The sequence below is a fragment of the Vibrio sp. HENC-03 genome (assembly GCF_000305755.2).
GTDB classification, from domain to species: Bacteria; Pseudomonadota; Gammaproteobacteria; order Enterobacterales; family Vibrionaceae; genus Vibrio; species Vibrio owensii.
This window is the reverse complement of record NZ_JH976064.1, coordinates 115,770-129,081: the sequence shown is the minus strand read 5'-3', so window position 1 is coordinate 129,081 and position 13,312 is coordinate 115,770. Positions and strand designations below refer to the sequence as shown.

General features: G+C 44.6%; 15 protein-coding genes. 11 read left to right on the top strand and 4 right to left on the bottom strand.

Annotated features, from left to right (window positions below; all coding sequences use genetic code 11):
• Positions 1-102 precede the first annotated feature (102 nt).
• Positions 103-1,107 carry a metal-dependent hydrolase gene (locus tag VCHENC03_RS22580; protein WP_009704527.1) on the top strand — a complete coding sequence of 335 codons (1,005 nt, stop codon included), beginning with the start codon at positions 103-105 and terminating at the stop codon, positions 1,105-1,107.
• 17 nt (positions 1,108-1,124) lie between these two features.
• Here the strand turns inward: VCHENC03_RS22580 and VCHENC03_RS22585 are convergent, their stop codons facing one another.
• Positions 1,125-1,517 (bottom strand): hypothetical protein, encoded by a 393-nt coding sequence (locus VCHENC03_RS22585; RefSeq protein ID WP_009704526.1) that lies wholly within the window; start codon positions 1,515-1,517, stop codon positions 1,125-1,127.
• Positions 1,518-1,769: 252 nt separating this feature from the next.
• Here VCHENC03_RS22585 and VCHENC03_RS22590 point away from each other — a divergent pair, with 252 nt between their 5' ends.
• From VCHENC03_RS22590 to VCHENC03_RS22605, 4 genes are all read left to right on the top strand, one after another.
• Positions 1,770-2,456, top strand: a complete 687-nt coding sequence (locus VCHENC03_RS22590) for a glutathione S-transferase (protein WP_009704525.1) — start codon at positions 1,770-1,772, stop codon at positions 2,454-2,456.
• A gap of 198 nt (positions 2,457-2,654) precedes the next feature.
• Positions 2,655-2,846: a hypothetical protein gene (locus VCHENC03_RS22595; RefSeq protein WP_009704524.1), complete on the top strand. Its 192-nt coding sequence runs from the start codon at positions 2,655-2,657 to the stop codon at positions 2,844-2,846.
• A 112-nt stretch (positions 2,847-2,958) separates the two neighbouring features.
• Complete coding sequence (locus tag VCHENC03_RS22600) at positions 2,959-3,417, top strand: hypothetical protein (RefSeq protein ID WP_009704523.1); 459 nt, start codon at positions 2,959-2,961, stop codon at positions 3,415-3,417.
• A 212-nt stretch (positions 3,418-3,629) separates the two neighbouring features.
• Positions 3,630-4,103, top strand: a complete 474-nt coding sequence (locus VCHENC03_RS22605; protein WP_009704522.1) for an AAA family ATPase — start codon at positions 3,630-3,632, stop codon at positions 4,101-4,103.
• A 64-nt stretch (positions 4,104-4,167) separates the two neighbouring features.
• On the opposite strand, the gene VCHENC03_RS22610 is transcribed toward VCHENC03_RS22605, so the two are convergent.
• A complete protein-coding gene (locus tag VCHENC03_RS22610) occupies positions 4,168-5,928 on the bottom strand; it encodes an ABC transporter ATP-binding protein/permease (protein ID WP_009704521.1) in 1,761 nt (586 codons plus the stop codon).
• Between the two features lie 297 nt (positions 5,929-6,225).
• Here VCHENC03_RS22610 and VCHENC03_RS22615 point away from each other — a divergent pair, with 297 nt between their 5' ends.
• Positions 6,226-6,639, top strand: coding sequence for a PaaI family thioesterase (locus tag VCHENC03_RS22615; RefSeq protein WP_009704520.1), 414 nt, complete (start codon positions 6,226-6,228; stop codon positions 6,637-6,639).
• Between the two features lie 153 nt (positions 6,640-6,792).
• Here the strand turns inward: VCHENC03_RS22615 and VCHENC03_RS22620 are convergent, their stop codons facing one another.
• Entirely contained in the window at positions 6,793-7,431 is a 639-nt protein-coding gene (locus VCHENC03_RS22620) for a hypothetical protein (protein ID WP_009704519.1), read from the bottom strand.
• 290 nt (positions 7,432-7,721) lie between these two features.
• Entirely contained in the window at positions 7,722-7,898 is a 177-nt protein-coding gene (locus VCHENC03_RS27220; protein WP_009704518.1) for a DUF6435 family protein, read from the bottom strand.
• A 465-nt stretch (positions 7,899-8,363) separates the two neighbouring features.
• Here VCHENC03_RS27220 and VCHENC03_RS22625 point away from each other — a divergent pair, with 465 nt between their 5' ends.
• The 5 genes from VCHENC03_RS22625 to VCHENC03_RS22645 all read left to right on the top strand — a co-directional run bounded on the left by VCHENC03_RS22625 (position 8,364) and on the right by VCHENC03_RS22645 (position 13,045).
• A complete protein-coding gene (locus VCHENC03_RS22625; RefSeq protein ID WP_009704516.1) occupies positions 8,364-9,590 on the top strand; it encodes a DUF819 family protein in 1,227 nt (408 codons plus the stop codon).
• A gap of 318 nt (positions 9,591-9,908) precedes the next feature.
• Positions 9,909-10,769, top strand: coding sequence for an immunity 49 family protein (locus tag VCHENC03_RS22630; protein ID WP_009704514.1), 861 nt, complete (start codon positions 9,909-9,911; stop codon positions 10,767-10,769).
• A 137-nt stretch (positions 10,770-10,906) separates the two neighbouring features.
• Complete coding sequence (locus tag VCHENC03_RS22635) at positions 10,907-11,983, top strand: threonine aldolase family protein (RefSeq protein ID WP_009704513.1); 1,077 nt, start codon at positions 10,907-10,909, stop codon at positions 11,981-11,983.
• Between the two features lie 82 nt (positions 11,984-12,065).
• Positions 12,066-12,326, top strand: coding sequence for a DUF5062 family protein (locus tag VCHENC03_RS22640; protein ID WP_005376453.1), 261 nt, complete (start codon positions 12,066-12,068; stop codon positions 12,324-12,326).
• A gap of 224 nt (positions 12,327-12,550) precedes the next feature.
• Positions 12,551-13,045: a YcxB family protein gene (locus VCHENC03_RS22645; protein ID WP_009704512.1), complete on the top strand. Its 495-nt coding sequence runs from the start codon at positions 12,551-12,553 to the stop codon at positions 13,043-13,045.
• The last annotated feature ends 267 nt before the right edge of the window (positions 13,046-13,312 follow it).

The window sequence follows — 13,312 nt, the reverse complement described above, 5'->3', positions numbered from 1 at the left end:
TAGCTTTGATGTGATTCCACCAAATGGATTCGAGTCATCGAAATACGGATATTTTATGTGGCAAACATTTCTGGTTTTTAAGCATGATTGGGAGATTTCGCCGTGGACCCGTTAACGCAAGGGTTGGTTGGGGCGTCATTGTCTCTATCAGTAAGCAAAAAACAACACTTGGTGGCGGCAGGTGTCCTTGGAATGCTTGCTGGTATGGCACCAGATTTGGACATATTGATTCGCTCTTCTAGTGATCCGCTGCTGTTTTTGGAATATCACCGACAGTTCACCCATTCATTGCTGTTTATTCCTATTGGCAGCTTACTCTGCGCTTTGGTTTTGTATTTACTTTTTGCTAAAAGGCTTGGTTTATCGTTCACACAAACCTGGTGGTATTGTGCGCTCGGCTACGCCACACACGGTTTATTGGATGCGTGTACCAGTTACGGCACTCAACTTTTGTGGCCGTTTACCAACGAGCGGTATGCGTGGAATACCGTTTCTGTTATTGATCCTGCCTTCACGCTTCCTGTTTTATTAGGCTTTGTGTTTGTTCTGTTGAAACGTAACCCTTGGTATGCACGAATCGCAATAGTTTGGGCTTTTGCTTATATTACGTTCGGCATGATTCAAAGAGACAGGGCAGAAGAAGTAGGATGGGAGCTTGCACAAGCAAGGCAACATGCTCCATTGCGCTTGGAGGCCAAACCTACGTTCGCGAATAGTTTGGTTTGGAAAGTCATCTACGAAACTGAAGGTCGGTACTATGTAGACGCCATAAGAGTAGGAGCTGCGACCAAAATCTACACTGGAGAATCAGTTGCCAAACTGGACATCGGTAAAGACTTCCCTTGGTTAAGCTCAACATCGCAGCAGGCCTTAGATATTGAGCGATTTCGTTGGTTCTCCGATGGCTTTGTCGCGCGTGATCCGGACGATGAAAGGCGCATTATAGACGTGCGTTACTCAATGGTTCCAAACCAGATAAAAGCCTTGTGGGGCATTGAGCTTTCTCTATCTGCTGATGAAAACACCCACGCGGTATACACAACACATCGAGGCACTTCGCAAGAATCAAGACAAGCATTTATCGATATGCTGAAAGGCAGCGACTGAGTGTGACTCAAGAGTAGTTAAGCGCACTGAAAGTCTTTAATCAATGTTGGCTTTTTGGAGAAGAAAAGTTTGCTAAACAAGGATTTGTATTCCCAGCCAAGAGACAGCAGGCTTTTCGCTAGGTTCTTGTTTTCAATGATGGCAACTTCAACACCTTGATAGTGATACGGGTTGTTTCTCACGTAGTTGATAAACGCGGTTAAAACCCCTTGGCCACGTACCGAAGGATCAAAGTTGATCGACACAATGGAAAAGCGCTGACTCCCCACAGGACAACGGACAAAGCAGTAACCCAACGGGTGAGTAATGGTTTCTGAAAACTCAGGGAAAGGGCGAGATTCGAAGTCCTTAGATAACTCATCGTATTGGTTACAGAGGTAATGAAAGAGTTGTTTTGCTTCGTTGTTCATAATGTTGTTGCTTTGTATTACTGGATTTCACAGTAATTTTAACCACAGCCCGCACCACAAAATGCGGTGAACTTTTCCCAGATTGATTTCCTCTTTTTGAAAGCAATTCTATTTCAAATGAAGATTCATGGTTTTTATATGGAATAGAGCAAACCGAATTTGCTACTCTGAAATTGAAATAGCTAGACAGTGAAATAGTAAGGAGAGACAGTAATAGATAGAGGCAAAGGCCACGGATTGATGGAACTAAATATGACGAAAGGTACGGCACCCATTCTTTATTCTTTGCACAATTGCCCCTACGCGATTCGTGCAAGATTTGCGTTGCTCAAAGCCCAGCAATGCGTGCTTATTCGTTCTATCAAGCTCGATAACAAGCCATCAGAAATGCTAGAGGTATCGCCGAAGGGCAGTGTGCCTGTATTAGTGATTCCCAACCGCTCTCCAATAGATACTACGCAGCAAAAACAGATACTTGAAGAAAGCTTGGACATTATGGTTTGGGCGCTTTCTGAGTGTGACCCGGATGATCTTTTGAATAGCAGTCATCCAGAAGCATTGCCTAAAATGCTCGAAGTGATTGGAGAGTTTGAATCGCACTTTGTACCCGCGATGAACGCTTTTGGCTGTGCGAAGCGTTACCATGAAGATAATGCAGATGAACTGCGTAAAGAGTGTGAAAGAGACCTCATCAAGCTGGAGTTTCTTTTAACGCAGCACTCCTTTTTGTTCTCAGAACGAGAAAGCCTGGTCGATATTGCTATTCTGCCTTTCATCCGTAAGTATGCCCGCATCGATAAACAGTGGTTTAGACAAAGCCCTTACCCAAACTTAAAAGCGTGGCTGAATGGTTATATTCAAAGTCCTCAGTTCTCCAAAGTGATGAAAAACTATGACTTGTGGTTAGACGCTCGGGAGGAGCAATACTTTGGCAATTAAGCGCTGCTCTTAAGGCTATTTGGGCGGAATCATCGAGCGCATCTTCACTTTTGCAATATTAGCTTACTGCCTCATCCATTGACGATCACACCTACGACGCGCATCCTTTTACGTTCACTCAGGGCCAAGGCTCTTATTTCGCAAACAACTCGAAAGCTGCGTTTAGTGCGCAGTGCTTGAACTTAAAAGGTAGCGCGTATGAACAAGATTGTTATGTTGGTGATGGGGCTGCTTTTTACCAGTCGGTTGTTTGCAAGTATTGTCCCTCACGCAAGCCAACTTGAACACGATGCGCCCATTCTTCTTCGTTCTGTGTTGCTTGTCGGTGTTGCAGGCTTCCTGATCTGGAAAGTGGTTCAGTACTTTCAGAAAAGCAAATCCTCAGAGTAACGCGCTGTTACTAGAACTTATCTGCACATCCAAACAAATAAAAAGTGGTAATTGAAATCACAGCCCTTAGAATGCGCAAACTAAAAGTTAATAACTGATGTAGAGTGATTTTATGCTTCGTGATTACACATTCGATTGTCTTGTGACTATGCCACGCCATGAACTGGAAGAGTTTAGTGCTCGCATGATCAGTAAAATGGTGCCAGAAGATGTGATGAACGAACTGTTTACCTTCGACCAAGAAGAAGTAGACAGTGAAGACCGCATGTTGTCAGCGCGCCTAGATGCGATGTTACGTATGACCGCAATCGCACTAAGTGAAATTCAGCAAGCGTTTGATGATTCGGACAACGCGAAGCAAAACAGCGAACGTATGACGCGTCTTGTGCTTTGGCACTTCTACGCAATTTCATTCCGTCTAGAAGAAGCCATCACACTTGAAACACACTGTGAACAAGTAGAGAAACTGCTTCAAAACACACCGACAGACGTATTTGCATGGGTGAAGACGCTAACAGAGCTTCTACACACGTACGCGGAAATCAACGCGAAGGAAAACCCAGAAGGCTAAGTCCTACGCGGGATCAAAAGTACAGCATGAAAGGCGAGCCAATTGGTTCGCCTTTTTCGTTTTTATCCGAGATGATTGTTACGTGTTTTTAGCTCAAAGTGACGGCAATAGACCCCCCCAAGTTGTGAACTAATGCAATGCATTAACGTTGTGCTCGATAAGGAAAGCCGTCACCATGAAAAACGAACCATAGGAGCGAGAACGAGAGGAATATGGCCAAAATCTATTTTGTATGTGGTTTTATCGGTTCGGGTAAGACGACGTATTCAAAAGCGCTTGCAGAAAAGCAAAGAGCGTTTCGTTTCTCCATCGATGAATGGATGCTCCCTTTGTATGGAGAGCACATGGAACGTGACGTTTTCGATAGCCGTTTAGCGACGCTTCAGGCGCTATTTAAAGACTCAGCACTGCAGCTGTTCTCTCTTGATGTTCCAGTCATATTTGATTTCGGTTTTTGGCGCAAAACAGATAGAGAAGCCTTTGTCGATTGGGCGTCGAGCCTTGAAGTGGACAGTGAAGTGCATTATCTCGATGTACCTTTCGAAACTTGCCAACAAAGAGCATTGTCACGTAACGCGAAATTAGATGGAAATTCGTATCACATGTCGCCAGAAATGTTGGATTTGTTTTGGTCTTGGTTTGAGGTACCTACTAGATGCGAAAACGTAGTTTGGATTCAGCAATAAAATGAACCTTTGCGCTTGCAAGAAAATTGCAAAGCCCGCTAGTTTCAGCGGGCTTTATTGAAGGTTACTCTAGGTGCTTAAATTGCAACGCGACAAGGCGCTGATAGAGTTCGCAGCTTTGCATTAGCGACTGGTGGTTGCCAAGGTCAATCAACTCGCCGCCGTCTAACACTGCAATTTTATCGGCGTACTGGATTGTTGAAAGTCGGTGAGCAATGATCAGAGTCGTGCGGTCTTTCATCAATGCTTCAAGTGCTTGTTGAACATGGTGCTCACTCTCACTGTCCAGCGCGCTGGTGGCCTCATCAAGCAAAAGGATTTTTGGATCTTTCAGAATTGCACGAGCAATCGCGATGCGCTGTTTTTGACCGCCAGACAATCTCACGCCACGCTCACCCAAAAAGCTATGGTAACCGTCTGGTAGTTTCTCAATAAACTCATGCGCGTGTGCTTTCTTCGCTGCTTCAATCACTTGCTCGTCAGTCGCGTCTGGGTTGCCGTAGCGAATGTTGTGGAATACATCGTGGCTAAACAGAGCGGGTTGCTGCGGAACCAATGCCATTTGACGACGAAGATCATTCGGATCGAACTGTCGAATGTCTTCTCCACCAAACAATACTTGGCCTTGTTGTGGATCGTAGAAGCGTTGCAGCAGCTCGAATAAGGTCGTTTTACCTGCGCCAGAAGGGCCAACTAAAGCCAACACCTTACCTTTCTCGGCGGTCAGGTTTAACCCTTTGATAGCGGGTTGATCGGGGCGAGAAGGGTAGTTGAAGTTCACTGAATCAAACGTCACTTCCGCTGGCATGTTCTCAGTGATCGGAAGGTGATTGCTTGGTGCGCTGATGTCGCTTTCCACTTGAAGGATCTCAATCAGCCTTTCTGTTGCACCGGCGGCTCTTTGTAGTTCCCCCATGACTTCGGAAATCGTTGCCATAGAAGACGCAACCATGATGGCGTAGAACACAAATGCCGCTAGATCGCCAGCAGACATCTTGCCGTGAATCACATCACTGCCGCCAACCCAAAGCATGCCAGCAATGGCGCTGAACACGATTACGATAACGCCAGAAATCAGAATCGCGCGCTGTTTTACTCGCTGTCTGCCAACTTCATAAGCTTTTTCTACCTCGACAGCAAACGCCGCGCGTTCATGCTGCTCTGAGCTAAAGCTTTGAACCGTTTTGATGTGCTCAATCGCTTCACCTGCGTAGCTGCCGACGTCGGCCATGGTGTCTTGGCTTTGGCGTGATAGGGCACGTACTCGTCTTCCATAAACCAAAATAGGAACGAGTACGAACGGCACAGAAGCCAGCACAATCAAAGTGAGCTTAAAGTTTGTTGCGAATAACATGATGATCGCACCAATACACATAAGCGCACTGCGCATCGCCATAGAAAACGACGAACCGATAATGCTTTGCAGCAACGTCGTGTCTGTGGTGAGGCGAGACATAATATCGCCGCTACTATTGGTCTCAAAATAACTAGGATGCAGCGTAATCACATGGTTAAACACTGCAAGACGAATGTCTGCGCTGACGCGTTCGCCCACAGAAGAAACCAGATAGAAACGGAAGAACGTCCCCACCGCGATACACAGCGTCACACCGACGATAAATTGAATCGCATTGGTGAGTTCTTGCAGCGATTGCTGAGCAAAGCCTTGGTCTATAAGAATGCGTACGCCGTAACCGACAGATAGCGTTAGGCTAGCCGTTGCGATAAGGGCAACTAAGGCAGCAGCAACGCGCCATTTATAAGGTGAAACGAAGGTGTTGAGTTTAAGAAGAATGCCGAGATTTTTATTATTTTTACTGCTCATGAGTGGCTCACAAAGCGTTATAGGTACTTGGCATAGTAAGCGACTTTGGTACGTGAAACCAGTGGTGAGTCAGTTTCGATAACAGAGTGATCCTTCTGGCAATGCATTCAGCTCGATGGAACCTAATTTCTCACTTTTTGTTATTGGCATATGCTAATTACAGGGCATAAAGTGAATGCCTCAAATAGATAAAGGAGTTCACCATGTCAGTCGCTCGCCAAGTCTAAAGCTTCTTTTCTTTGTTCTCTTTACGCATTCTGTTTCGTTCCACAGACAATCTCAAACTCAGAGGTATTTATGTCTATTCACGCACCAAAAAACCACCAACATTGCGCAGTCTGCTGCCAGCCATTTTTCAATGCGCACGATACGATTCAATTTACGGTAATGCCGAGTGGTGGCGTGCAAGGGCAAATCGTGCCGACAGAAAAGGTTCAAGGCTATCAAGGCGTGATGCAAGGCGGTGCCATCAGTGCGCTGCACGATACTGCTATGACACACTGTCTTTTCGCCCAAGATATCTGCGCAATGACGGCTAAGCTGGAGGTGCGCTTTATCAAACCTATCCCTCTCAATAGTTCAATCCGAGTGGAAGCGCATTGCATCAAGAGTAAGCGAGGCATGTATTTGCTAGAAAGCGAAATCTATGTTGGTGAGCAGTGCTACTCAAAGGCTGAAGCCAAGTTTATGCAGCAGGCTGTTGAGGTCTAATATTGCTTACTTTTTGAGTACAGCAGTGAGCAACGAGAAGAGTTTAAAAGGAAAGGTTGTTACGGAAGGGAAAGGGAAGTGAGTTAACCTATTTGGTCAACTCACATTCTTTGCTATTGGCGTAGTGAGTAAAGAACCTAAACAGCGATGCAGTTAATCCACATACGCCACGGAGCTTGGTTCTTTATAAATACAGTCTACTTTTGTCACACTGCCACTCGAGTCTTGATATTGAGCATAGACGACCCATAGGCCATTGGTTCGCGCGCCCATTACCGTAACCCGAGTATTTTCACCATAAGTTGAATTGTCCGTGCCAGGCCCTCTACCAAAAGAGACTTGGAACTCCTTCTGGACAGCACGTTGTACTTCCATGCCGTTAAAGTCCCCCTTTGGTTGAACATGCAAAAACTCAAGCCCGCCTCCTTTTGCTTTACGGATTGCAAAGGTACAACCGGTCAATTGAGTGGTTACCAAGTAGTCAGCAGCATCATAATGGGTGACTTTAGAAATGGAGTCGGGTTTAAGTTGTTCAAAAGGAGAAACGGGGATATGAATACATTGAAGTGCTTTCGCGTTTTTAACTAACGATTTTGGACCAAGGCGGAAACGCATCTCCTTCATCTTTACCCCCTGATTTATCCCGAAAGCGGTATCGCCATGGCTATACAAGTAAAACCTCATAGCACCTTTCGATTGGCCCGCGCTGGTAATGGATAGTGGGAAGCGAAGTAAAAACTCCTCTAAATCTCGGTCTAAAACCTGAACAGCCTGATCTAACGTTTGTGGCATAACACAGTCCTTTGTTGTTATTTATAGAATGTTTGGAATCTTATTGATTATAGTTCACAGGCATAAGCATATATGAACATATCGAATCCAATGAAATTTCTTCTTCTTTCATCACGAGAACATGATATTGCTCGGAAGTAAGCACTGGTTATGTTGATGAAGTCGCCCGTTAGCAAAAAGAGATTGTCGCTTCGCCATTCAATAACAGAAAGGTGAACCGAACCGTTCACCTTCATCGTTTCATTGCTTAGCGCTTTGACCTAAATCGAGCATCAAACTCAGTTAGTACCTCAACTTTGGGGTTTGTGGGCCGTTTTTATCTGTTCGAAAAGCTCTTCCGCCTCCGCAGTTAATAGAGAGTAGGTACGTATATCGCCTCGTCTTTGGGCTTGCATCGCTTGTTCAAGCAGCATTGAGTGGCGTTTTTTGAGTTTCTTGACTGAATTGTTTTTGAAGAAAGAAAACATAAATAAATCCTTTACTTAGAACCTCCCTTTATTACGCGTTTTGTCTGCTTTTGGTTCAAACCATCAGCACCGCATTATTGTTTTGTCACGTCTTTCTGTTGTTCAATCTGCCGTCAAAGATGACGGTTTTCGACTCATTGATGAGAGGGCGCTTGGGACAATTTTGACTCACTTTGCCATACAAAAACTTATCTGAATTCATGTGGCTAATTGCTTGTTATTTATATCGCCATTTCACATATGAACTACAGGGCATTATTGGCGAAATGAGGAGCGATCTTTTTTGAGTCAACAATAAATAACGGTCAGGTCATGAAAATAAAGGCTTCAAAGATGAAGGATGTGATGTTGTAAGAGTATTTCAAAATGTTTCCGTTGTTACACCTTGTAACATTGGTGCGTTGTCGGTATGGTTCGTCCCCTCAAAAAATAGACTTTTACGCTCAACTTAAAGGAAGAACTATAATGATTTCTAATGATGCGGTAATCATGGGCATGCTCGCTGTCATACTCGGCGCTATCTTTATCACGGAAAGCAGCCAAAACAGCGCACTAAAAAGATTCTATTCGATCATTCCGGGTCTTTTACTCTGTTACTTCGTTCCTTCATTGCTAAACAGTTTCGGTATCATTGATGCGTCGAACTCTAAACTGTACTTCGTAGCAAGCCGCTACCTACTGCCAGCAGCGTTGGTGCTTTTGATCATTTCTGCTGATCTGCGCAAAATCATTGGTCTTGGCCCGAAAGCGGTCATCATGTTCTTGACCGGTACGGCAGGGATTATCATCGGTGGTCCTCTGGCGATTCTGATTATCGACCAAGTTTCTCCGGATCTCGTTTCTGGTGATGTATGGCGCGGCCTAACCACGGTTGCTGGTTCTTGGATCGGTGGCGGTGCAAACCAAGCCGCAATGAAAGAAGTCTTCGAGGTGAACGACGAACTGTTCTCGGCAATGATTACGGTTGACGTTATTTGTGCCAACGTTTGGATGGCAATCTTATTGATTATGGTTGGCCGTCAGAAGAAGGTAGACGCATGGCTTAAAGCGGATACATCGTCTATCGAAGAGCTAAAAGAAACCGTTTCTAAGTACCAAGAAGAAAACGATCGTCCAACCACAACAACCGACCTCGTTAAAATCGCTTCAATTGCGTTTGGTCTAACCGGTCTTGCACATTACTTTGCCGATATGATTGCGCCGTGGATTTCGACTAACGCTCCAGAACTGGCGAAATACAGCCTGACTTCGGGATTCTTCTGGCTAATCGTATTGGTAACAACATTTGCGCTTGTTGCTTCTTGCTTTAAATCAACACGCAGTCTTGAGCACGGTGGGGCATCCAAAGTAGGTTCAACCTTCATCTACATCCTTGTTGCAACAATTGGTATGCAGATGGACGTCACGGCAATCTTCGATAACCCAGGTTACTTCTTTATCGGCATCGTTTGGTTAACCATCCATGCTGTATTAATGATTGCTGTTGCGAAATTGATTCGTGCGCCACTGTTCTTTATGGCGGTAGGTAGCCAAGCGAACGTTGGTGGTGCGGCATCTGCCCCTGTTGTTGCGGCAGCATTCCACCCAGCACTAGCACCAGTTGGTATTCTAATGGCCGTTCTTGGTTACGCTTTAGGTACATACGGCGCCTACATCAGTGGTCTACTAATGCAGTTGGCTGCGGGTCAATAATTTAACCTCGCGATTCAATCTAACGATACTTAAAGAAAAGTCCGGCATAGAAGCAACTATGCCGGACTTTTTGTATTGTTCCTTATGAGGCAGTAAAGCTATTCAAACACCGAAAGTGCCTCAAGTCTGTTTCCAGTTCAATGAAGTTGAAGGAGGCTGAGCGCAGAAAGAATCAACAGCGTTGGCTCGTTTTCTATATAACTGCATGATAAACCATTGATATTATAAATTGATATCGGCATCATTCTCAGCCTGAACTTTGAAGGTTTTCATTGTTGCAGTACAAAAATATAACGCTTCACAACAGGCTAGGAATTGATGGAAACAATAAGAAATCACTATTTAGATATACCTGAAGAAAGAAAATTGCGTATTTTTCGTGAAGATGACGAACGTTTCTACAGCTTTTGGGAAAAAATGTTGGATGATAAACAATCTTTTTATCAGCAACCTCTCAAAAGAATGAGTAGCGACGCTTGGTATTCGCTTGATGCATTCTTCACTGCTTCCGAATTCGGACAACATCAGGCTTCGCCAGCTTACATAAAAAGGGCGCTTGAGTTACTGAATAACGTGTACTTGCTGGCCAATCATTCAGACCAAGTGGTTGAATTCTCCGTTGGGCACCGACACTTCTCGGAAGTGGGTAACCGTGCTGTTGCAGAAGGAACCATGGATGCATGGTTGGATGAAATCTGTTTAGCAATGGCCGCGAGAGATTGGCGCTGTGTAGAGCTGATGACCATCATGGATGAGTCATTAGTGCGTTTAAAAGATCCTTTTGATGTTGCGCTGGTCGAGTTCGTTAAAGGTGTATTTAGTAATTCATCAGCGCTACCTGAGTTATTGCAAACTGTGATGGAGAAATCCTCCCCGCAATATTTAGAATCAACCAGGGTGCCATATGTACATTCTTTGTTTATTCCTTTTGTGAATGTGTTTGTTGCCATTATCGATGGCGATGAGTCACATTATCAAGAAGCACTGAGAGATGCGTTAGAGGCGCATTACCAGTTCTACATGAATGAAGATGTTCGCTATTCGCCAAAAGGAAATGTTTCTTTGAAACTGACTGGTCTTGCTGCATTAGCATACGATAAGTATGGCTGGACGATTCCAGAAGCCGCATATTTACCGAAATGGCTTGTTTACGGTGAGCATGATCTTTGTTCTGCGTAAATCACTCTTAAGTTAAATCTATGTCCAATCGGAGGTTCAGCACGGAGGCATACGCAGAAAATACACCGCGAAAATGCAGTTTACGCCTCCGTATTAACAAGTTACATTGTTGAAGCTTTGATCCAAAGGACAGAACAATGAGTGCCCACCTAAAACAGCTTTGTCATACCCATCTCCCTGGTAATAGAGAAGACTCTCCGGCCGAACACTTTGCGAAAATGGCAAAGTGGTGCGAAGAAAACAACGTGAATCATGATGTCTACGGCGAGGGAGAAACGATTCAGGCGTTCGAGCAAAAGGTTGCCGATATGCTGGGTTACGAGGCGGGGCTTTTTGTTGTAACAGGGACGATGACGCAGCCAACAGTGCTTGAAATTGTCACAAGACAAAAGCGTAATCCTATTGTCGCCATGCACGCATCTAGCCATATTCCGGTGCATGAAAAACAAGGCTATCAGCTTCAACATCGCTTTAGTATTTTGCCAGTAGGGAACCCTTACCAAACATGGAAGCTTGAGGATCTCACTGCGTGGCCGGATGAAATCGCAGCCGTTCTTTATGAACTCCCGATGCGTGAAATTGGTGGTCAGCTACCTTCATGGTCAGAACTGGAAGAAATCAAAGCGTACTGCGCCGAAAATGACATTCATCTCCACATGGATGGCGCAAGACTTTGGGAAACCGCAGCTTACTATCAGAAAGAATACCGCGAGATCGCCGCTGGTTTTGATACGACCTATGTTTCACTCTACAAAGGCATCAACGGTATGGGCGGCTCTATGCTGCTTGGCTCAAAGTCGTTCATTGAACTGGCTTCAATGTGGATGAAGCGCCAAGGTGGCAACCTGTATCACAGAACACCTTATGTGGTGTCTGCGGCGATGCAGTTTGATGAAAGGTTGGCACAAATGCCAGCTCTATTTGAACGAACAAAGCAGATCTACAAGATCATTGAAGAGTTCCCATCTTTGGCGGTAAGACCAACCCAGCCTCAAGCAAACATGTTGCACCTTATCCTGCCATTTAGCTGTGAAGAGTTGAAAGAACTCCAACACACGTTTGCCACGGAAAAGGGCATTTGGTTTGGTAACCCACAAGTCACGGCACATCCAAATCAATCTATTGTTGAATGGTATGTTGGCGACTACCTGCTCAATCTTGGTGATGACGAAATAAGGTCATTTTTCAATCAGTTACTCAATAATAACGCATAAACTTATCAATATGCGAGCTTACTAACACGCCATACGTGACACTTCATGTATTCTTAATTGAAGCGAAGAAGAGGATTTATCAATGTCAAAAAGCTCCAAGCTTCACAATGAAGACAAACTGGTTAAGAAGGCACTAGAGATTGGTGGGAAGATGGCGAAGCTACAAGGTTTTGACCTTCCACAGTCACCACAACCTCTAAGAGTAAAAGCGATTTACCTATTCTTGGTTGATGCAAAACAGATCACGCCACTACCGGAAAGCAAGCTAGACGGCGCAAGCATCAAACACCGACTGGCAGTATGGATACACAGTGCATTGCCAGACAACGACCCTCTAAAGTAGAAAACCTCAAGAAGTCACATAGGTCACTAATTAACAAGGCGAGCCAAATGGTTCGCCTTGTTTGATCTTGGCAAGTGCACCGAGGTCTTTTTGCGTGGCGGTATCATTGATTTACAAAACAGAATTAAAAGGACTAAAGATAAATCCTGAGAAGCGCTACAATGCATGCGTTGCGAGAGTGCAACCAAGATTACTCATTTACAGAAGCCTTGAAGTAACCATACATGTCTAAAGATTTCGAATTCACTACAGAATACATACTCGACAAACCTTTCTTTGCTGAGTGTTATGATCAAACTAGCCAGCCAACGAAGTTCCCAAAAGCGTATCTAAAAGGGATACTGTTTCTTGTCTTTGGTGTGGTTTTATTGGAGTTTGAACTGCTACCTAACGGTTATGTCGGTTGGTTCTTTATCGTATTGAGTGTGATTGAAGCGTGCAGCGTTTACTTCAAAAGAACTTGGTGGTTGTGGCGTCAAACCATCAGCTCAAGCCGTGGCAGCAAAGTGGTTTTTGATGTGAATGCAGAGGGCGTGCGCTACAAAAGCGGCAAAGTTGATCGCAGCCTCGCTTGGAATGAAATCGACCAACTCGAACAAACCGATTTGGGCTTTATCCTTCATCTTGGCAAACAACGCCAATACATCAGCAAATCTTGCTTAAACGAAGAAGTCATCGCGTTTATGGTAGCGCAGCACGCGGCATCAAAAGCGAGCTAACAAAAAACAACTAACAAAAGAGGCGAGCCAAATGGTTCGCCTTTTTTGATCATGATGAAAATGTTAGAGAGACAAGCTTGGCTTTACCCCTAGCTCAAAAATAAAAAATTACGTTCAATAATCTTGTTGCCGATATGGTCTCGATACGAGCTTTCTAACCCCAAGGTTATCTCAGTGTAAAAATCTATCAGGGCGTCACGTTGAACATCTCAAAGCATTGAAATAATTCCTTTTATATGTTTTAAAACACCTCGTAGTGATATTTTA